15 protein-coding genes and 1 pseudogene are annotated in these 22,181 nt (G+C 47.4%); 5 read left to right on the top strand and 11 right to left on the bottom strand.

All coding sequences use genetic code 11. The annotated features are described in order from the left end of the window. Window positions 1-229: 229 nt before the first annotated feature. The 3 genes from glpX to EIM92_RS10980 all read right to left on the bottom strand — a co-directional run bounded on the left by glpX (window position 230) and on the right by EIM92_RS10980 (window position 2,706). A complete protein-coding gene (gene glpX / locus EIM92_RS10990; protein ID WP_125082664.1) occupies window positions 230-1,204 on the bottom strand; it encodes a class II fructose-bisphosphatase in 975 nt (324 codons plus the stop codon). A gap of 74 nt (window positions 1,205-1,278) precedes the next feature. Further along, window positions 1,279-2,076, bottom strand: coding sequence for a pyruvate, water dikinase regulatory protein (locus EIM92_RS10985; protein WP_125082663.1), 798 nt, complete (start codon window positions 2,074-2,076; stop codon window positions 1,279-1,281). Window positions 2,077-2,088: 12 nt separating this feature from the next. Next, the gene (locus tag EIM92_RS10980) at window positions 2,089-2,706 is read right to left on the bottom strand and encodes a helix-turn-helix transcriptional regulator (RefSeq protein ID WP_125082662.1); all 618 of its coding nucleotides are present in this window, start codon (window positions 2,704-2,706) and stop codon (window positions 2,089-2,091) included. 373 nt (window positions 2,707-3,079) lie between these two features. Here EIM92_RS10980 and EIM92_RS10975 point away from each other — a divergent pair, with 373 nt between their 5' ends. The 4 genes from EIM92_RS10975 to EIM92_RS10960 all read left to right on the top strand — a co-directional run bounded on the left by EIM92_RS10975 (window position 3,080) and on the right by EIM92_RS10960 (window position 7,134). Next, window positions 3,080-3,904 carry an AraC family transcriptional regulator gene (locus tag EIM92_RS10975; RefSeq protein WP_125082661.1) on the top strand — a complete coding sequence of 275 codons (825 nt, stop codon included), beginning with the start codon at window positions 3,080-3,082 and terminating at the stop codon, window positions 3,902-3,904. Window positions 3,905-4,064: 160 nt separating this feature from the next. Next, window positions 4,065-5,225 carry a Gfo/Idh/MocA family protein gene (locus tag EIM92_RS10970; RefSeq protein WP_125082660.1) on the top strand — a complete coding sequence of 387 codons (1,161 nt, stop codon included), beginning with the start codon at window positions 4,065-4,067 and terminating at the stop codon, window positions 5,223-5,225. A 16-nt stretch (window positions 5,226-5,241) separates the two neighbouring features. Further along, window positions 5,242-5,976: a ThuA domain-containing protein gene (locus tag EIM92_RS10965; protein WP_125082659.1), complete on the top strand. Its 735-nt coding sequence runs from the start codon at window positions 5,242-5,244 to the stop codon at window positions 5,974-5,976. A gap of 54 nt (window positions 5,977-6,030) precedes the next feature. Continuing rightward, the gene (locus EIM92_RS10960) at window positions 6,031-7,134 is read left to right on the top strand and encodes a Gfo/Idh/MocA family protein (protein WP_125082658.1); all 1,104 of its coding nucleotides are present in this window, start codon (window positions 6,031-6,033) and stop codon (window positions 7,132-7,134) included. A 144-nt stretch (window positions 7,135-7,278) separates the two neighbouring features. Here EIM92_RS10960 and EIM92_RS10955 read toward each other — a convergent pair whose 3' ends face one another. Further along, complete coding sequence (locus EIM92_RS10955; protein WP_125082657.1) at window positions 7,279-7,917, bottom strand: bifunctional 4-hydroxy-2-oxoglutarate aldolase/2-dehydro-3-deoxy-phosphogluconate aldolase; 639 nt, start codon at window positions 7,915-7,917, stop codon at window positions 7,279-7,281. Between the two features lie 284 nt (window positions 7,918-8,201). Here EIM92_RS10955 and EIM92_RS10950 point away from each other — a divergent pair, with 284 nt between their 5' ends. Next, window positions 8,202-9,146 (top strand): sugar kinase, encoded by a 945-nt coding sequence (locus EIM92_RS10950; protein ID WP_125082656.1) that lies wholly within the window; start codon window positions 8,202-8,204, stop codon window positions 9,144-9,146. A gap of 94 nt (window positions 9,147-9,240) precedes the next feature. Here EIM92_RS10950 and EIM92_RS10945 read toward each other — a convergent pair whose 3' ends face one another. The 7 genes and pseudogenes from EIM92_RS10945 to EIM92_RS10915 form a co-directional block, all read right to left on the bottom strand. Then, window positions 9,241-10,260, bottom strand: a complete 1,020-nt coding sequence (locus tag EIM92_RS10945) for a LacI family DNA-binding transcriptional regulator (protein ID WP_125082655.1) — start codon at window positions 10,258-10,260, stop codon at window positions 9,241-9,243. 235 nt (window positions 10,261-10,495) lie between these two features. Next, on the bottom strand, window positions 10,496-12,595 hold the full coding sequence (locus tag EIM92_RS10940) for a glycosyl hydrolase 115 family protein (protein WP_125082654.1): 2,100 nt from the start codon (window positions 12,593-12,595) through the stop codon (window positions 10,496-10,498). A 171-nt stretch (window positions 12,596-12,766) separates the two neighbouring features. Continuing rightward, window positions 12,767-14,113 (bottom strand): annotated as a pseudogene (locus tag EIM92_RS10935) (IS1182 family transposase); the annotation flags it as partial. Between the two features lie 291 nt (window positions 14,114-14,404). After that, window positions 14,405-19,795, bottom strand: a complete 5,391-nt coding sequence (locus EIM92_RS10930; protein ID WP_125082653.1) for a WIAG-tail domain — start codon at window positions 19,793-19,795, stop codon at window positions 14,405-14,407. A gap of 168 nt (window positions 19,796-19,963) precedes the next feature. Then, window positions 19,964-20,839: a DUF8580 domain-containing lipoprotein gene (locus tag EIM92_RS10925; protein WP_125082652.1), complete on the bottom strand. Its 876-nt coding sequence runs from the start codon at window positions 20,837-20,839 to the stop codon at window positions 19,964-19,966. Window positions 20,840-20,982: 143 nt separating this feature from the next. Then, the gene (locus tag EIM92_RS10920; protein ID WP_125082651.1) at window positions 20,983-21,423 is read right to left on the bottom strand and encodes a disulfide oxidoreductase; all 441 of its coding nucleotides are present in this window, start codon (window positions 21,421-21,423) and stop codon (window positions 20,983-20,985) included. Between the two features lie 2 nt (window positions 21,424-21,425). Beyond that, on the bottom strand, window positions 21,426-22,154 hold the full coding sequence (locus tag EIM92_RS10915; protein ID WP_125082650.1) for a DsbA family protein: 729 nt from the start codon (window positions 22,152-22,154) through the stop codon (window positions 21,426-21,428). Window positions 22,155-22,181 lie beyond the last annotated feature (27 nt).

Here is a 22,181-nt window from a genome sequence, read left to right as displayed (position 1 = left end):
TTGGAAAGCGTTTTCAATATTCTGGCCGATGGATGGACTCAAATAACCTCCTCTCTGCATTTTGATCATGAGCTATCACCTCCCCAATTGCGTATTTTACCATATTCTTTATTCTTTGGTATATTATATTATAATTTTCTTCAAAAAACGAGACTACTCTACAAAGCTGGCATAGCTTAAAAAGTAGTCCCGTTCGATAATTTAGGTTATTCCGTTCCTTCGCTAACCTTTAAATTGCCGCCCCTCTCACCGAATTAATTTGCTCGGTAAAGTGATGGGTGGTCTCGATATAGCTGATCGTTCTATTCTCGGAGTGCATAATAACGGAATGAGTCTCGGCTTTATGCTTTGGCAAGTAGCGTACCCCATGCAGAAAATCTCCCGATGTCACGCCGGTAGCCACGAACAGGACGTTATCATGCCCGATCATATCCTCCATCCGTAGCAATTGATCCGGCTTGGCGAGCCCCATGCGAACGCAACGATTGTATTCATCGAGTCCGTTAGGAAGCAGTCTACCCTGCATCTCCCCGCCGAGGCATTTCAACGCTGCCGCAGCCAGCACCCCTTCAGGCGCTCCGCCGGAGCCCACATACATATCGACCTCCTTTTCCATGGCGGCTTCAATGGCTCCCATAACATCGCCATGGCTCAGCAGTTTGATCCTAACGCCGGATTTACGCAGGGCATCGATCAAAGCTGCATGCCGCTCTCGATCCAGAATCGACACGGTCATATCCGCCAGCGGCTTATCCAATATTAAAGAAGCTTTGGCTAACGTCGTCTCGATTGGATCATCGAGTGAAAGCTGCCCGGCCAGCGCAGGACCGACGGCCAGCTTCTCCATATAAATGTCAGGAGCGTGGAGCAGACTGCCCTGAGGAGCGGCGGCAATCACGGAGATGGCATTGTTCAGCCCATTCGCTACCGTCTCTGTTCCCTCCAATGGATCGACGGCTATATCGACTCCTGGGCCGCGGCGGTTGCCTATTTTTTCACCGATATACAGCATGGGGGCTTCATCCATCTCCCCTTCGCCGATAACTACAGTCCCGTCAATAGCTACGGAATTAAATTTACTGCGTATTGCTAATGTTGCCGCCTCATCTGCGCTATTCTTATCGCCCCGTCCTGTCCAGCGTGCTGCCTCAAGAGCTGCCGCTTCCGTAATGCGTACTAATTCCAGTGCTATGTGACGTTCCATTGTTACTCCCTCCACCCCATCATTTTTATAAAACTCTTCTTATGATTCTATGTTTTATTCCTTTAGAAAGAAATTTACAAGTGCTTCATGATCAGCCCAGCGGTCTCTTCAATCGCCTTATCGGTGACGTCAATGACCGGGCAGCCTAACGAAGCAAACAGTGACTGGGCATATTTCAATTCATATTCAACCCGCTCCATTGAGGCGTATTCGGAATCATCGGGCAATCCCATCGCCTTAAGCCGTTCTGAACGAATTTTGACCAAATGCTGTGCATCGATCGTCAGTCCGATGATCTTCTGGCTGCTGATCTCTTTCAACTGGCTAGGCGGCGTTAATTCAGGAACCACGGGATAATTGACGACTTTCTTCCCTTTATGCGCCAAAAACATGGACAGCGGTGTCTTGGAAATCCTCGAAACCCCAAGTATAACAATATCTGCTTTAAGTAATGCGCCCACGTCTTTGCCGTCGTCGTTGTTCACAGCAAATTCTATTGCATCCACCCGCTGAAAATACTCTTCATCAAGTTTATGGCCAGGCGTACGCTTCGGCGTATCATTAAATGTATCAACAAAAGCCTGCATCATTGGCCCCATAATATCTACGGCACGAACGTTTAGGCGGACAGCTTCCTCTCTCATCGCCTCCCGCAGCTCAGGCTGTACCAACGTGTAAACAACGAAACCTCCGCGTTCAGATACTTCCTCCATCAAACGACTTAACTCTTCTTCATCGCGCACATTCATAAATCTCTTGATCTCGGTGTTGGATAATTCAAATTGCTCAAGAGTGGCCCGGACAACCGCCTCGGCAGTCTCCCCGATGGAATCTGAACAGATTGCTATAAAATGAGCTGGAGCCTGAATCATCCCATTCCCCCACTATTCCTCAGCTATCGTATCTAGCAGCATTTTTATGATATTCGTTTTAGATATCCGCCCTACCACCTTCACATCCCCCTCTTCGCCGGTTTCCGCCGGCACAACAACAGGTAAGCTGTCAATTTGATGGGCGATTATCTTTCTTGCCGCCTCAAGCACCGAATCCTCCGGTGAGACGGTGATAATATTTGGCCGCCGAGTCATGATGAAACTTACGGGCATCGAGGATGCCGTGGCGTTGCCAAGCGTTACTTTGAGCAGATCCTTGCGGGAGACGATCCCCGCTAATCTGCCTTGCTCATCCGTAACGATCAAATGACCTACGTTTTCTAAAAACAGCGAGACAACCGCCTCTTGGATCGTTGTTGTTTCGCGGACAATGACCGGGACGCCGTGAAGATCGCCGACCTTCATATCAAGCAGCGGTAGCTTGCTCTCGTCTTCACGCGTTCTTCGCTTGCCCAAGAAATATCCTACCTTCGGTTTAGCATCGATGTAGTCGAGCATAACGAGAATGGACAAATCTGAACGGATCGTCGGGCGAGTTAAATTTAGCATTTCAGCTATGAGATCTCCGGTAATCGGAGCATGCTTTTTCACGATGTCAATAATCTCCATTTGACGGGATGTAAGTTTGATAATAAATCCCTCCGCTTCAGATAAATTCGCTCTTAGTATAACATTCCTGCATCGATCATTAGAATGTCATATTAGCGAATATTAATTCCTCCTTTCCATGAATTAAGTTTTATTGTGTATATAATACGTCATATTTAATCTTTGTTCAATATATAATACGTACTAATTCTTAATTTCAATCGATTAGTGCGTGAATTAGTATGTTTTAATGCCAAACAAGCCGCATTTTTATGGCGTCAGCCTTTTCCATTTCCATAATACATTTCACAATATTTGGGATAGGTTATTAGACATTAATTGTACTTCCCGATATGATAAAAGTGTGTAATGTTCAAATCCCGGGAGTGAGGGCATGAAATCCTTCTATCAAAATTGGATACTAGATTACGAGTTGCCATTAGTTATCCACCATGGACATAACTTGACGTTCTATGCACACTATCATTCTGAAATTGAGTTCATCTACGTCGAATCGGGAAACATTCTCGTCGGCGTAAATGAAGAAAAGCGTCTGCTTACGCAGGGAGATATGGTCATTTGCTGCAGTAATGACATTCATTATTTCGAGAGTAAGGAAAATTCACAAGTCATCATTCTCATATTCAAGCCGGAAATGATCAGCCTATCCGTGAACTGGCCAAATGATTTCAGCTTTGTGTCTCCCTTCATTCCAGGAGGTAATCCGGCATTTCAGCATATCAAACAACTGCTTTATGACATTATGCAGGAAAAAGAGAACGCCAAGCCGGGTCATTCAATGTTCATCAAGGCCGGTCTGCTCGAGTTGTGCGGAACGCTGCAGAGAAACTGGCCAACCCAGAGCCTGAGCCGCCGCTCGCGAAGCAAGCTCGAATCGAAGCGGGCTAGAATACAGCAAATTCTGTCGTTTATTGAAGAAAATTACCAGGATGATCTATCCGTGGAAATAATCGCAACTCGCTTTCAAATGGAGCCATCTTATTTTTGCCGTACGTTCAAAAGTGCTATAGGCATGAATTTCCGAACCTACCTCAATACGATCCGTGTGCACAAGGCAGAGCGTAAGCTGATCAGCAGCGATGCCAGCATCATGGAGATTGCGTTAGAATGCGGCTTCAACAGCATCCGTACGTTTAACCGGGTATATAAAGAGCTGAAGGGCTGCGTCCCTTCAAGCTCTCGTTACGGCGTCTCTTAATATTGCAAAGCCTGTTAACCAAATCTATCTTCAACCTGAAATGCACTTTATGCTTAAAGTGCATTTTTTGTCTATGAATAAGCATAAACTGGCGAGAGATTCATTCCACTACTTTCTATAATGATAATGATATCAATTTTATATGTGATGGAGGGATACCATGAAGCAGCTGCGCGTCGGGATGATTGGTTATAAATTTATGGGTAAAGCACACAGCAACGCCTATCGGACGCTGCCAATGTTTTTTCCTGAAGCTCTTAAGCCTGAAATGACCGCTCTGTGCGGAAGAAACAAAGATGCCGTAACTGAGGCCGCCGCCCAATTGGGATGGTCTAGTGTCGTGACGGATTGGAAGGATCTGATCGCCCGTGACGATATTGACTTAATCGACATTAACGCCCCTAGTGACGCACATAAAGAAATTGCACTCGCAGCTGCGAAGGCGGGAAAACACATTTTCTGCGAGAAGCCGCTTGCACTTACGTTGAGTGACGCCCGTGAAATGCTGCAGGCGGCTGAAGAAGCCAAGGTCGCTCATATGGTCGGCTTTAACTACCGTTTCTCGCCAGCGGTCAAGCTGGCTAAGAAGCTGGTGGAGAGCGGCAGACTAGGAAAAATCTATCACTTCAGAGCCTGGTTCCTACAGGACTGGATCATGGATCCGGAATTCCCGCTCGTCTGGAGATTGCAGAAAGAAATCGCTGGCTCTGGGTCGCATGGCGATCTCGGCGCTCATTTGATTGATCTTGCTCACTATTTAGTAGGAGACATTCAGGAGGTCATTGGTATGAGCGAGACCTTCATTAAAGAACGCCCGATTGCCGCAGAGATGACAGGCTTAAGTGCCAAAGGCAGTAAAGATGCGCCGAAGGGTCCCGTCACCGTGGACGACGCTACGCTTTTCTTGGCACGCTTTGCGGGCGGCGCCCTCGGCAGTTTCGAAGCAACGCGCTTTGCAGCAGGCCATCGGTCAACCAATTCCTTTGAAATTAACGGCAGCCTCGGCAGTGTGAAGTTTGATTTTGAACGGATGAACGAACTTGAAGTATACTTCACCTCTGATGAAGAGGATGTGCAAGGCTTCAGAAGGGTGTTGGCCACGGATCCAGCACATGATTATGCAGAAGCCTGGTGGCCGCCCGGTCATACGATCGGCTTTGAGCATACCTTCATCCATGAAATATTAGAGCTGACGAATGCGCTTCGGGAAAGCAGGCTGCCACAGCCGAATTTCCATGACGGCGTAAAATGCCAGGCTGTCCTCGAAGCAGTAGAACGCTCTATCGATGAGCGGCGCTGGGTTGAAATCTCAGAAATGTAAAGGAGATATATGAGATATGAAAAAGGCACTAATCGTTTGGGGCGGCTGGGACGGACACGAGCCAGAACAGGTTGCGACCATTTTCGCCAATATACTACGCAATCATCAATTTGAAGTGGAAGTTGCCGATACATTGGAAGCGTATGCAGATGCAGAGAAGCTGATGAATCTCGATCTGATCGTACCGGTATGGACGATGGGAGAAATACCACAGGCTTACGTCGATAATGTATCAGCAGCTGTACAGAACGGCACCGGACTAGCCGGCTGCCACGGCGGCATGTGTGATTCCTTCCGTCACAACGTAGACTGGCAGTTTATGACCGGCGGCCAATGGGTGGCCCATCCAGGTAATGACGGTGTGAAATATACAGTGGAAATCAAACAGTCCTCAAGCCCACTTATCGCCGGAATGGAAGATTTCACGGTGGAAAGCGAGCAATATTATCTGCATGTCGACCCTGCGGTCGAAGTACTGGCTACAACCCGTTTTCCTGTAGCGGACGGCCCGCACCGCTTGAACAAAGCCGTCGATATGCCGGTGGTTTGGACGAAGCGCTGGGGAGTCGGACGCGTATATTATAACTCTCTGGGACATCACGCAGATATCGTCGCGCTTCCGCAGGTTACCGAGCTGATGACCCGTGGCTTACTCTGGGCTGCGGAAGGCAAGCAGCAGGCTGAAGCACTGTATGGCGATCAGACAGTTAAGCAGCAGAACAATTATACCGGTATGGGTGACAGCCAATAACTCAAGAACTGTGGGCCATAACCCCAATGCTGTTTCAAAGAGGAGAGTCGGATCATGAACAAAATGAAGGTAGGCATTATCGGCTGCGGAAAAATCAGCAGCATTTATATGGAAAACTGCAAAAAATTCAAAGTTCTGGAGCTCGTGGCTTGTGCAGATCTCGATTTGGATCGAGCACGGGAACAAGCCGAGAAGTACGGCATTCCTCGGGCCTGCAGCACAGATGAGCTGCTCGGAGACCCGGATATCGATATCGTGATTAACCTGACGATCCCAGCCGTACACGCCGAGGTGAGCATCAAAGCGCTGGAAGCCGGCAAACACGTCTATGTGGAAAAGCCACTGACCGCCACGCTGGAGGAAGGCAGGCTCGTACTGGATAAAGCGAACAAGCTCGGCCTTCTCGTCGGCAGCGCCCCCGAAACCTTCCTGGGAGCGGGCATCCAAACCGCTCTCAAATTAATCGAGGACGGTGTCATCGGGCGCCCGGTATCGGCAACGGCCTTCATGATGAGCCGCGGTCATGAATTCTGGCATCCCGACCCGGAGTTCTACTATGCGCAGGGCGGAGGGCCGATGTTTGACATGGGGCCGTATTATTTGACCGCCCTCATCCAACTGCTGGGACCGATTCACAGTATTGCCGGAATGACGGGCAAAGCGAAGGAGCAGCGGATCATTACGAGCGAGAAAAAATTCGGCAAGCCTATCCCGGTCGATATTCCGACCCATGTCGCCGGTACCCTGCAATTCGAGAGCGGGGCCATCGCCACGCTAATTACAAGTTTTGATATTTTCGGAGGCAGCAGTCTCCCGCCAATTGAAATACACGGTACGGAAGGAACGATCCTTGTGCCTGATCCCAACACGTTTGGCGGGCCCGTGAAATATCGCAAAATCGGCGAAAACGAATGGATTGAGCAGCCTCTTCTGCCAGGCTATTCCGAGAATAGCCGTGGGATCGGTCCGGCAGACATGGCCTATTCTCTAATGAATGGACGTCCGCACCGAGCCAGCGGCGAGCTTGCCTATCATGTCCTGGAAGCGATGTGGGCCTTCCATGAATCCTCCGATTCGGGCCGCTATTATGAAATGACAAGCCGATGTGAACGTCCTGCCCCCCTTCCAGCCGATCTAGCACCGTATACGCTGGATTAAAGCGTCAATAACGAATAATGATCTGTGACTACTAAAGGAGAAATAATCTCCTCCGATTCGTTATTCTCTGTATGTACACCAAAAGATCGAGCAGGCATGATCTAGCCCTGCTCGATCTTTATTTATATCCTGTATGAGTAGCGATTACTGACGAATCTCGCGAAATTTAGCTACGTATTTGGCGGCCAGCTCAGTAATCAGATCATAGCGTCCTTCCTTAGCCGGGGCAGTCAGGTTGCCGCCAATCCCTACAGCCACGCATCCACTGCGAACCCACTGCTCCATATTGTCCAGATCCACCCCGCCCGTCGGCATAATGTTCACATGCGGCATCGGGCCTTTGACGGCTTTAATAAAGCCAGGATCAAAGTTGTTTCCAGGGAAGAGCTTCAGCACATCCACGCCTACCTTCAATGCTTCCTTCATCTCGTTCAGCGTCATGCATCCAGGCATGTAAGGAATGCTGTATAAATTACAGAGCTTTCCGGTCTCCTCATCGAATGACGGGCTGACTACGAATTCAGCTCCAGCCAAAATGGCGATTCTCGCCGTAATCGGATCGAGCACTGTCCCAGCGCCGATCACCGCCTTCTCCCCATATTCCTTAATTAGCCGCTTAATGACTTGGTCCGCATCTGGCGTTGTAAAAGTAACCTCGATATTGTTCAAGCCGCCCTCGATGCAGGCTTTAGACATCTGGTAGGCCGACTCTGCGTCATCGCCACGAATAACCGCTACAACGCCCAGTGTCGTAATATTTTGCAGCACTTTTATTTTTTTCATCACAATCTCCCTTTCCACTAAACTTTTTTATCAATTTTACCCGCATAATTTACTATTATCTACATCCTATTAAACAACATTCTTGAATTAAATGCACTATATTATTGATAATTATTAATATTCTCGTTAAATTACGCATTCACTTAAGGATTTTATGTGTCAAATGATAAATCATCAATTCCTTTATTGTACAAAACCGATTTATGTGTTAATTTCAAGATAAAGCATTCATTCTGGATAGCAGCATAAACAATCAACTTAAAAAGGTATAGGAGGAAGCACACATGAACAAAAAGCTGGACGTAGTCACTTTCGGTGAACCGATGGCCATGTTTTATGCTAATGAACCTGGGGAATTGCATAAAGCGCTTTCTTTCTCCAAGGCAATGGCCGGAGCGGAATGCAATGTATCCGTTGGTTTATCCCGTTTGGGACATTCTGTCGGTCTTGTCACCAAGCTCGGAGAAGATAACTTCGGCCGTTTTATTACCGAAACTTTAAACCAAGAAAACATCGACACTTCGAACGTAAAATTTACAAATGAACATAGAACAGGCATGCTGGTCAAATCCAAAGTGCTGACGGGTGACCCGGTTGTAGAATATTTCCGTAAAAATTCAGCAGCATCCACACTGAACTTGGCTGATTTTGATAACGATTACTTCGCTTCGGCCAAGCATATGCATGTGACGGGCATCTTCCCAGCCGTATCTAAATCCTGCCATGAATTCGCCATGCATGCCATCGATTTCATGAGATCCAAGGGAAAGACTGTATCCTTCGATCCAAACCTGCGCCCTTCTCTATGGCCAGATACTGAAACGATGGTTCAAGCCATTAACGGTCTTGCTGCCCGCTCCAATTGGGTATTTCCAGGCATTAGCGAAGGCAAACAGCTTACAGGCCATGACAAGCCCGAGGATATCGCCGATTTTTACCTTGAGCGCGGCGTTTCGCTCGTCGTGATCAAGCTCGGGCCGGAGGGTGCTTATTTTAAAACAGCCGATCAAGAGGGGTATGCTGAGGGCTTTAAGGTCGAGGAAGTCGTGGATACAGTTGGGGCTGGAGACGGCTTTGCTGTCGGAGTCATCAGCGGATTGCTAGAGCAGTTGCCTCTCAAGGAGGCTGTCCGACGCGGCAATGCGATCGGTGCCATCAATATCATGTCCCCGGGAGATATGGACGGTCTGCCCGATCGGGACAAACTGCATAAGTTTATGAACCGCTAATCCAGATGCAAGGATACATTTAGAATGATAAGCACTTCTGCCACAAACGAAAGAACATGCTTCGCCGATATAAGCGAAGCATGTTCTTTTGGGGTTAATGGTGTATATTTTGTACAGATTGTCCTTGCTGCAAAACAGGCGGAAAACGATAGGTAATCGGCAGCTCCGTCCCTTTCTGCTCAATTGAAGCAAGCAAAATCCTCGCCGCCTGCGTCCCCATGTCATAAGCAGGCTGCGATATCGTCGTGATGACCGGATTATAAATATGCGCAAACTCAGCATCATCGATGCCGATTATTGACAGCTGATCCGGAATCCGCAGGCCAGTCTGATTGGCAAATTTCAATATTTCTGCCAGTACGATATCATTGCCTGCCAGCAGCGCTGTAGGCGGCTGCGGCAATAATAGCAATCTTCTCATAACGCCGGCTATTTCATCCTTTGGCGCGTGGCAAATGTAAGATTCATCGACCGGAAGCCCGAGTTCCTCCATCGCTTTTTTATATCCGCTGACCCGTTCCTTGCGCGGTGTGATGACATACTCGCTCAGCGGAAGTGATAGCATCGCAATACGCTCATGGCCCCTGCTCGCCATTTCCTGTATCGCAATTTTCACCGCAGCTTCATTATCGAGCAGCAGGCTTTGCGTCGACACTCCATCGACAAGGCGATCCAGAAATACAAGCGGCAGCTTCATTTCCATAACTCTGTTATATGAACTATTTTCATTGCCGGTTGGGAATACAATCAAACCATCAACCTGGCGCGCCGCCAGCATCTCGATATACTCCCGCTCTTTTTCGGGACTTTCATCAGCATTGCAAATAATTACCTGCGTCTTATGCTGCTGCAGTTCATTTTCAATCGCACGTATGCATTTAATTGAAAGAGAATAGTCGATGTTCGCCACAATAATGCCAACCATGAAGGTTCGATTCTGCTTCAGACTTCGTGCAAGCCCGTTAGGCTGGTACTGCAAGTCTTCGATAACTTCGCTGATCCGCCGTCTTGTATTCTCGCTCATGTACTGATATCGTTCATTCAAATATTGAGAAACTGTACTTTTTGAAACCCCTGCTCTTTTAGCTACATCTTCGATTGTCGGTTTTTTCATCAGCCTTCACCGCTCCTTCTCCAATCCAGCTAAGAACCAATGCTAATCGGATATCATTACTCAAAAATTAGTGTTACTAAAAAAGTATACCTGCCTTTTAGTAAATAATCTATAGTTACTGACCACTATCCACCTTTTAAAAAGACCTCAATAGCCTTTTAATAAAAAAAACCAACCGGACTGCCGATTGGCTTCTTTATATGATGACAAGCCCTATACTTAGAATAATATCGGTTTATTTCCAACTCACTTCAAGCCCATCTACTAGGGAGGCAAATTTCTTCTCCAAACGGCGTGCTAATTCATCATCCGTCAGCGGATTGCGATGTGTATTCTCCAAATAAATATACTTCTCTGTTTCCGGCATCAAGTATTCCTTGTACCACAGGAACATATCCGGACTGTCGCCTAGTATCCGCAAATATTTACGCACCGTATCGGCATGCTCGATTGTGTTTGCAATATTCGTAAGCCAATCTGCCCGGTAGAAATGCGCCCATTGGCCTTGCTCAGCTTCACGCAAAGCGTGAAGACCGTTCGTATAGCTCCACACCGCCTGGGAAGCATGGACGAAGGCTTGCGGGTACAGCCCAGCTAAATAAGCCTCATAGGCCCTACAGATCGCAATCAACCCCCGGCAGCCACTGAGATGCAGCTCAATTTGTACAAGTAATTGCACCTGCAGTCTCTTGCCCTCTTCCTCAGATAGCAGCTTTGTAACTACCACACCCTGTTCACGAAGCCGAGCCCAGCCCGTTTCAGCCGCTGCTGCCTTTTCCTTAAACCAGCGAACCTGCTCGACAAAAGGCCGCTCACCCGCAGCCCAAATAAGGCGATGATCTGAATCCGACCTGCCTTGCAGCCAATGCCCCATAATTTGCCGTGCCGGATGATGGTAGAATTCGTCTCCGGCACGATCATCCTCGTTTGGCCCATAGGCAATAGTGCAGTCAGCATATTGGCGATACAATTCAGCAATTTGAGCCTGCTGAAAGCTATACTGCCTCCCGATAAACTTATACAGATGCTTTTCCACGTCAGTCATTCCGGCCTGCCATAGCTGGGCAGTCAAGTCCAGTGTATACAAGTGAGGCAATATATTTCCGCAATTCACCAACAAATATTCTGATGCCCCGCAGTGAAAAGACTTTTGCAGCTCCTGCGCAATAAACTCGGGACGACCGGGAAACATCGTCAAATGGTTAGAGGCCTGTAAATCATGGAAGGTTACATGGTAGTAAACGCCATGCTTGCCCTTGTCCTCCCGATTAGGCAATGCCCGTACACGCAAGTTTAAATTCCCGTGACGGCGCGAGACCATTTTACCGTAGCCGTTGTCCGCCCAAATCTTTATGATGTCTTCAGGCACCTCAATATGCCCCGCCTTATATAGCTCAGCAATCTCCCCATACATCGCCATACAGCATACCGGATCTGCAACATATTCCCGAACCATGTCATACTGCTTTGCTACGACGGATGTAATCAATGCGCCACGTTTAGCCGGCGTATCGAAAGCCGGATCATCCTCCCAAAACGGCTTATCCCCTTGACCACGGAAGGATAACACCCATACAATCCGATCATGCTGCTGCTTTTCAATAGCATCCCGCCATAACCTCTCAAACAAATTCGGATGCTCGCTATAGCTTGCCTGCTTGCCGGGATAGGCTCGCAGGAACATCTCCGCTCCTAGCGGCTCGGCATGATGATGGGTTACCCACAGCCCCATTTCTGTGGCAAGCTTGTGATGAATGCCTGATCTGGGAAGATCGGTACCTGGAATGACCATATTGCCTCCGCAGCGCAGCAGCGCTTCGAACACCGGCTGCCACACTTCCTCCGTCGGTGGATATTCCTCCTTCCATCCAATCAAGCACACCTCATCGTTGACAAACCAACCGCGATATCTCACCTTTGGCTGCACGGAAACATAGTCAACTGCAGGCAGAGTAATCAACTCCCGTTTGGCAGGCCGCAATTCTGCCCAATACCAGAATGGATCGACGCCTAGTATAGTACGGCTGTAATAAAGCAGCCCATAAACAATCCCCAGTTCATCCCTGCCTACTATATGCAAAGTAGGCTGTTGGCCTGTAACCCTGCCGTTAAAGCGCAAGCAGAACGCTTCTGGCCACTCAGGACATCCATCCCCAGGCTCTGCGTAGCGGACGACCACTGCAGCATCCTCCCCCTGTAAAGGTAGCTCGCCGAACACATTGCTATGATCCCTGGAAATCATTTTCCAGGCATGCCGAATCGGCATGCTCATCTCCGCCTGAATATAATATATGCTTGAAGCTGTGATCGTGAAAAATTGCTGTTGGCTGCTCATTTCTCCTCAACTCCTATTCCATGACTAGTCCTAACTTCGGCCTACAATAAATGGAATATATCAGACTGTTGAAGTAATTGATTTTCTATGCAAGAAAACATACTTTCCACGGAAATCCAGAATCGAAAGGATTAAAATATAAGGTGAGTTCCCGTTTGTACGAGAAAAAAGCTTGGCTAGGTGCCTTGCTATTTTCTTAATGTTCTGCACTATGGCAGTCATCAGTGCTTGTTCCTGCACTTTTTCCCGGCCACGCAAACGGGAAATGCGAAGCCCATGGAGCACTTTGGCATCCGCGAAGCTTCGCTCAACTGTTTTACAACGGAGCTTATACAAGATCTGTCCTGAAGAGCTACGGTAATTCGCTTCTACTCGCTCTTTAAACCCTTCCCAAACATGCCGCTGAATTTTACGTTTACGATTTTTGCTTGATGTACAGCTATCCAATAATGGGCATTGGCCACATAAGTCAGGGTTGGACATATATTCTTTGTATCCATTGCGATTAGTTGTGTGGTAAGTCAGCTTAGATCCATTGGGACATATATAAGCGTCTTGTTGCGGGTCATAGGAAAACTCTTCTTTGGGTATAGTCCCCTCTGCTGTAGGGGCATTACGAGTAGCGATGACACTGAAAATACCCATCTCGCTTGTTTTTTTGCATATGTAGGGCGTCATATATCCTGAATCCAAAGCAACAGCTTCTAACGTATTGTGAAAGTCAAATGTATCGATCTGTCTTTGAAGTCTTTCTATATAAACGGTTGAGTCATTCACATTTCCAGGGGTAACATGGACATCCGTAATGAGATTGAATTTGTGATCGACTGTACGATGATCCAAATAATAAAACCCTTCGGGTTTACCTTTACGCTTCATAAAGCCACTTTCTGGATCGGTGTTACTCACTCGCAGTTTTTTTTCAATCGTTTCGTTTTTCACGGGCGGCAGCGGCTTTTTTCCATGACGCTCTCGTTCTTGATTAACAGCTGTCTCCAATTCTTTTAAATATTCAAGGGGCGTTTCCGTCACAACTTGCATCGATGAACGATTTTTATTCGCGTTAGCTTGGATGTGCGTTGAATCAGTAATGAGAACACGTCCCCCTACCATGTTATGACGGATGGCCAAACGGACTACTTCGTCAAAAATGTCTTGAAAAATGGTAGATCCTTTGAATCGCACATTACGGTTGTAACTAATCGTCGAGTGATCCGGCACAGGATCCGTTAAGCCTAGACCAAGGAACCAGCGGTAGGCTACGTCCGTTTTAATTTCTTGCTCTAATTGCCTTTCGGAGTGAATGCCATATAAATAACCAATCAGCATCATTTTGAAAAGGCGAATCGGGTGAATTGGAGGCCTCCCTAATGTGCCGTGATAGTAGGGGCGAGTCATCTCGGTAATAAATGAAAAATCTACGTTTTCATCAATGATTCGTAGTAAATGATCTTTTGGTACAAGCATATCTATACTAACCAATTCAATTTGATTTCTATCTTGTCGGATGTTAGGCAACTCGCGCACCACACTTTCAATATATTACCTATATTATACCAAATTAATGCGGTAATGTGATCTAGATAGGGGCTTTTTCAACAGTCTGAATATATACAGCTTGTTACAACTGTTGATACGCATTATATATTAAACCCAGCCATACATCATCTCTTATTTCAGAAATTGCAATAAAAAAGACATCCTCCCTCTATAAGAAATTGATTTACAAGCTACAATTTCTAAATAAAGGGAGATGTCTCTCGTATACCATAGTATCGATCTCAACACCGTTTTTTTCGTTTCAGCGGATTAATTTATACTGCCTACAGCAATCCATGTTATAAATCCATAATTTTTAGAATTATTCTTCATTCTTGAAATTTCAAGAATGGCAGACTCAGGTGATTGTGATTTCAATGTAGCATAATATCCAGGATGATTGGACATCGCCACAATTACATAATGGGCATGGGCAAACGGCTCGTCGAACATAATCAACACTTCTGTCGACTCTTCATGGTTTTGGAGAAGAAATGCTGCCATCCCGAACTGCTGTATCGTTGGCTGACCCTGAATGGACAGTGTTGGCGTCACTGCTAGATGCTCCAGTTGAACAGAGCCCCGCTGAATATGCTGGCTTTGAACAGAACCTGCCGATAAATGCTGGCTTTGGATCGACTCATCCGCCACATGATAATTCTGGATCGCACCAATTTGCAAATGCGAGGAATCCACAGACTTTTCCTGCAGTACTTCGCCATCTACTGCACCAGCCTGCAAATGAGTACGGCTTATCGATTCAGCCGCCAGGGCATTTCCAGCCAAACCACCCACTGGCAGCAGACCATCCCGGCGAAGATCCGCTGACAAATGCTCTAGCTGCACAGATTCCGGCTGAATATGTCCCGATTCTACCGCGTCCTCGGCTATATGAATACCTGACACACTTCCCTGGGAGAGATGGCGGGATTCTACAAGCCCTGCCGACAAATGCTGGCTTTGGATCGACTCATCCGCCACATGATAATTCTGGATCGCGCCAATTTGCAAATGCGAGGAATCCACAGACTTTTCCTGGAGTACTTCACCATCTACTGCACCAGCCTGCAAATGAGTACGGCTTATCGATTCAGCCGCCAGGGCATTTCCAGCCAAACCACCCACTGGCAGCAGGCCATCCCGGCGAAGATCCGCTGACAAATGCTCTAGCTGCACAGATTCCGGCTGAATATGTCCCGATTCTACCGCGTCCTCGGCTATATGAATACCTGACACACTTCCCTGGGAGAGATGGCGGGATTCTACAAGCCCTGCCGACAAATGCTGGCTTTGGATCGACTCATCCGCCACATGATAATTCTGGATCGCACCAATTTGCAAATGCGAGGAATCCACAGACTTTTCCTGCAGTACTTCGCCATCTACTGCACCAGCCTGCAAATGAGTACGGCTTATCGATTCAGCCGCCAGGGCATTTCCAGCCAAACCACCCACTGGCAGCAGACCATCCCGGCGAAGATCCGCTGACAAATGCTCTAGCTGCACAGATTCCGGCTGAATATGTCCCGATTCTACCGCGTCCTTGGCTATATGAATACCTGACACACTTCCCTGGGAGAGATGGCGGGATTCTACAAGCCCTGCCGACAAATGCTGGCTTTGGATCGACTCATCCGCCACATGATAATTCTGGATCGCGCCAATTTGCAAATGCGAGGAGTCCACAGACTTTTCCTGGAGTACTTCGCCATCTACTGCACCAGCCTGCAAATGAGTACGGCCTATTGCACCAGCTACCACATCACTTCCAATAATCCCTCTCTCGGGAAGCAAACCATTACGCTGCAAATCAATAGATAAATGCTTCACCTGCACTGCTTGAGGACGAATATGACGGGTATCAACCGAAGCATCTGAAATATGGTGTGCATTCACGCTGCATTCCGATAAATGCTCGGATTCGACGATACCAGGAGATAAATGCTGACTTTGAACCGACTCATCCACCAAATGGTAGCTTTGTACAGAACCCGCCTGTAAATGCGATGCATTCACGGATTCTTCCTGAAGTACTTCACCATCCACAATCCCCGCCTGCAAGTGAGTACGATGGATTGCGCCTGCTGTCACATCGCTCCCAATAATCCCTCTCTCCGGAAGCAATCCTTCCCGCTGCAAGTCCGCTGATAAATGCTCTAGCTTAACCGCTAGAGGACGAATATGACGGGAATCGAGAGATGACTCCACAATATGTTCGCCTTCTACACTCCCCTTGGATAAATGACGAGATTCTACGATCCCTGCGGCTAGATGATGGTATTGTATCGATTCATCCACTAAATGGTAACTATGCACAGAACCCGCCTGTAAATGCGATGAATTCACAGATTCTTCCTGAAGAACTTCACCATCCACAATCCCCGCTTGCAAGTGAGTACGATGGATTGCGCCTGCTGTCACATCGCTCCCAATAATCCCTCTCTCCGGAAGCAATCCTTCCCGTTGCAAATCCACTGACAAGTGTTCTACTTGAATCGCCAAAGGCCGAATATGATGGGAATCAAGCGCCCTCTCCGTAACATGACTGCCATCTATAATCCCTTCTGTCAGATGATGTGATTGAATCACAGACTCCGACAAATGCTGGCTAATGATCGATTCATCGCTCAAATGATGGCGCTGTATCGACCGGGGTTGCAACTTAGATGGACCGACGGATTCTCTTTGCAATACATCACTGTCCACCGATCCATCCTGAAGATGCACCCGAGTAATCGCTCCCGGTACGATATCACTGCTTACAATACCTTTCTCTGGCAGCAATCCTTCCCGCTGCAACTCAGCGGATAAATGCTCTGCTTGCACCGCTTGAGACTGAATGTGCCGGGATTCCAGCGATGCTTCGGCGAGATGACCTCCATTTACCGCTCCCCTTAACAGATGTTGCCCCTGAATTGCTCCATCAGCTAAATGTTCGCTTGTCACGGATTTTTGCGTCAGATGCCGGCTCTGCACAGAATTTGGTTGCAAGTGGGGGGAGCCGACGGATTCGCTTTGTAGCTGCTCTCCAGCGATTGCTCCTGCTTGTAAATGAGTACGTCCGATGGCCTCAGGCATAATGGCGGCACCGGAAATTCCACCTTTAGGTAGAAGACCATCCTGCTGCAATTCGGCAGACAAATGCCCGACCTGCACAGCCTGCAACCGAATATGACGCGAATCGACCTCTCCATCAGCAATATGCCGTGCACCTACGGCCCCTTCGGACAAGTGACGAGATTCCACAATACTATCGTTCAAATGCACGCTTGTTACTGATTCCTGACTTATATGTTGGCTCTGTACGGATTGAGGCTGCAAATGCAGTGAGCCGACAGCTCCGTGCTGCAGCACAATGTTATCAACTGCCCCCGGCTGCAGATGATCTCGACTGATCGAGCTGGCCTGCAATTGTTTGCCGCTTACGCCCTCTTCCGGAAGGAGTCCATCACGATGCAATTCTGGAGATAGATGAGCTGCCGTAATTGCCAAAGGTGACACATGACGCGATTCTATAACCTCATTGCCGAGATGCTCCCCTTCAATAACTCCCTTAGTTAAGTGAGTTGACTGAACAGCGCCCTCTCTTAGCTTGGATGCGGAGACAGCACCTTCTTCAAGTATCCGTTCCGATACAGAGCCATCCGAGAAATGATGAGGTTTCAATACACCTGTGACAAGATGTCTGTCTGTAACAGATTCATTGGCAAGATGCTCTGACAATACCGCCCCGGCACCCAAAGAATCGCTTTGGACGGCTCCAGGAGATAAATGCTGAGTCAAAATTGCTGCAGTCGCTATCTTCGCAGAGACTATACTTCCCTCTGCAAGCTTCGATGTGGTTACTGCCAAATCATTGATCTTATCGCTTGTGACGCTCTCAGGAGACAATTTCAGCGAGGTTACTGCATGGTCCTGCAAATGATGAGAGAATACTGCTCCTTGACGAATATGCTCCTCCTCTATTGCACCAGCTTGCAACTGGTTTCCTCCCACAATGTTCGGAGAGAGATGGGACGGTTGAATTAATCCCGGAGTAAGATGACGAGATTTGATTGCTTCCATACCAATGGCCGAATCAGTCACTGCTCCATCTGCGATTTTATCCTTGGTCACACTTCCATTATCCAACTTCTCACTTGTCACGGAACTGTCCTGAAGCAGGGGGGTTGAGATGGAATCCTCAGCCAGATGCCGTTCCGATATTTCCCCATCGCCAATTTTAGCTCCGGTTACGGCTTCTTCCGCAATATGCCATTCATCGATCACATGAGATGCGATATGCTCTCCCTGAACAGAATCAACTGCAATGTGCTGGGATGTAACTGCACCTAGGGCAAGCTGTGATTTTTGAACCGAGCCCTGTGCGAGATGTCTCGTAAGCACGGATTCATCTGCTATTTTTTGCGGCAGAATGCTCTGATCGGCAATTTTAGAAGACGTTACCGCTTGCTCGACGATTTGCGCTGTGCCTACCGATTGATCCGCCAGCTTTGAGGAAAGAATGCTGCGGTCAGCAAGGTGTTTTCCTTTAATTTCCCCCGCACGAATATGCTCTTCCCCGATGCTGCTCATTCGAATGTGAGACCCATCAATCGATTCTGGAGATATATGCTTAGACTGGACGGTATTCTCGCCGATATGCTGTGAAGCAATAATGTTATTCTCTAAATGATTGGCTCCCACGCTCGGGCAAGCCAGCTGCTCTTTACCGATTAATCCGGGGGCCAAGTTTCTTGCAGTAATTGCATTCTCCGCTAAATGACGACTTTCTATAATTCCATCTTGGAGTTTAGAAGCCGTAATGGAACCGTCCCGAAGCTTCGACGAGGTTACCGCTTGCTCAGCAAGCTTGGAATTATCGATGATCCCGTTCGCCAAATTAATCGTTTGAATGCTTCCGCTCAATATTTTATCCGAGGTAACAGCTTGATCCTGCAGCAAATCCGTAGTCACAATCCAATCACTTAAGTGGCGGCTTTGAATCGAATGATCTGCCAGCTTATCAGCTCCGATAATACTATCCGCCAACTTATCCGAGGTAATACTCCCATCCTGGAGCTTCTCCCCGCTAATCGAGCGGTTTCTAATCGTTCTCCCCTCAATGGAGCCATCTACCAAATGCTCGCCCGTAATCGACTCGGCTGCAATTTTTGAAGAGGTTACAGCCCCATCGGCAATCTTGATGCCTTGGACGGCATAATCAGCCAACCAAGCGGTTCCGATCGTACCATATTTCATTCTCGAGGAATCGATCGTATAAGGTGCAATTTTTGCCCCCGTAACAGCGGCATCCCTCAAATCACTTGTATAGACGATTCCTTCACTTGCCAGCGGCGTCTTTTTCTCCGCCAAGTGCGCCTCCAAATCAACTTTTGGGGCCGGCGGCTCCTCCACAGCTACGGGATCTACCTGAGTTACTTCTTGTTCCTTCCACTCCTTGCTCTTCGACTCCTTAGCAGAAGCACCCCCTGTGTCTACTTCATCTTTTTCAGGAGATATTACAGGAGCGATAGATTGGTGAATTTTGATTTCCTTCTGCCCGGCTCGTCGTTCACGCCTGTCATCCTCCAGCATCTTAAGTTCATCAATATCCGGATTATCTACAAAATAGAGTGACTTTTTCGCTCTACTGGTTTTCGTAGTTCTGTTCTTCTTCAAGCCGTTCTCTCCTTTGCCCAGTAATTAATCGTCTTTGGCATCATATGCGCACGGCTAGGCACTTGTCACAACCGCTTCTGTAACAAAATGACTATTTGCAACAGATTCGAGTGAAATGTGAATAGCCTTAGCAAGATCACCCTCGCTAAGGCTATAAATAAAATTCAATTATTTCGTCACAATAGAGTTCAAGGAGGCATAAGCTAACGGTTCAAAGCCTTCCGCAGGTTCTCCATGCGGAATGTTCAATTCAAAAGCATACCCTTGTCCGTCGATCTCTTTAATGATATATTGCCGGGTCAGATCTTCTTTAGTCGCTTGAAGAAATACCAAGGTGCCGGGCATAAATCTGTGCATAATCTCGCTGTCTACTTCCTTTACCTGACCTATCTCCGACAACTGCTCCTTTGCTTCAAGCAGTAGATCATCCGTATTATAGTCAGAAGGCAACTTAACAATGCTCACCTTGTAATTAGGGTCATAGTTCATACTTAAAGTATCTGTCTTTGAATCGAATGTAAAAATATCAAACACATACAGCGCGTAGCCGTTGCCTTCTGTTAAATTGGCGCTCCGTTCTTCCTTCATGCCTTCAAGCTCGACTTCCAGCAGTTTGGTCGCTGGCAGCCCGGCTGCGGTGTCCGATTGAGAAGCCTTCGCCAATTTGGTGAGAAATAGCTGCTTGAGCGTATCTTCGCCTTCAATAGCTTTTTCTACGTATTCAAACTCAACTGGCTCATTTGGAGCCAATTCCTCTGCGATAGCCGCTATCGAAGCATCCATCTGAAATGCTGTCGGGTCGCCGTCCACTTCTATTTCCACCGAGTGACTATCCATTAGACCAACAATTTTCCCCGTCCCCTGTTTAGTTTCCTCGTCTTGCACCGATACATCAGGAGGGTTTACTCCATGCTGTATTTGATTGTTTCCGTTAACCGAATTCGACGGGCTATCCGTTTTACTGCAGGCTGTCAGCGACAAAGACAGTATAAGTAGCACTGCTGTGAATAACGTCATCATCATTCTTCTACTCTTATTCATCATGCACCTCCACCTATAATAACGCTTCATACGCCTAAATTGTTGCATTTTCCATTTCCTTACAAATTATACCCATTAACAAGCGCTCCGTGCCGTCCGCCAATAAAAAACCTCAACCATTTCAATGGCCGAGGGCATCTAAAATATTATTCTTGAATTGACGACGCTCTAGCTAGAAAGAGACTTACATTAATTAATATAAATGCAATTAGAGCCATAAAAGGTATCGTCACAAATCCCCACCAATTCAAATAGTCAATATTGCAAGGTATCCCTACTTTGCATGGCAAAATCTTAGCCAAGCCGGGAATCTTTTGCTGAGCGTAATGGTAGGCAGAGATGGATCCTCCTATGATGCTGAGCGGAAGCGCATAAACGAGAATTCTGCGGTCATTACGAAATGCCGCCATACCAAGCAGAAGGACCAGGGGATACATAAATATCCGCTGAAACCAACAAAGCTTGCAGGGTTCGTAATACAGCACTTCACTTAAATACAAACTCCCGGCAGTGGCCACCATAGATACAAGCCAAGCAAGATAGATGCCATATTCTCTAAAAAAAGAACGCACTGATCCTTGCGCCATCCTTATTCACCCTTTAATTCGTTTTCGATGAGCTCCTTGATCGCGGCATAGTCTTCATAATGACCTTGATAAAGCTTTCCGTTGACGAATAGGGACGGCGTCCCCCCAATTCTAAGCTGGTTAGCCATGTTTTTATGCTCGTCCACTTCTTTCTGGTATGTCTTCTCCTCAATATCCTTACGGAGCAATTCGTAATCGATGCCGATATTTTCCTTCTCAGCCAGCTCCACTAAAAAATCAACCGTAGCCCATTGTTCGCTTTCTGGCCCTTGATTCTTGTATAAAGCGTCGAAATAGTTCCAGAATGCCTCATTGCTTTGGTGATACACAGCTTGCGCGGCTAAAGCAGCCGTATCTGAATCAGAGCTGAGAAACGGGAAGTTCATGAAATAAAAGGCCGCCTTGCCCTGATCTATATAATCGCTTTGGATTTTCGGCTTGACGTGCTCACTGAATATACTGCATGCCGGGCACTTATAGTCTCCGAATTCTACGATCTTGATCGGAGCATTCGGATCTCCAAGCACCGGAAGGCTGGCATAATCGAAAGCCGCCTCTGCTGTCACCTCGTTTGAAGGCTTCGTAGGAATCGCTAGCACGATAATGCAAAGCGCCAGCAATATGCCAATCGTGGAAAACCATATAATCTGTCTTGTCTTCTGTTTCTGCTTTTGCTTCGTTTGTTCCGCTTGGCGCTGTGCCAACGCAGGACTCTTCTTCTTCGGTGGCATGTCATCCCCACTTTCTTAGAATTTGCA

This window comes from Paenibacillus lentus (assembly GCF_003931855.1).
Classification (GTDB): domain Bacteria; phylum Bacillota; class Bacilli; order Paenibacillales; family Paenibacillaceae; genus Fontibacillus; species Fontibacillus lentus.
The sequence above is the reverse complement of the archived record's forward strand: the minus strand, read 5'-3'. Positions and strand labels throughout refer to the sequence as shown.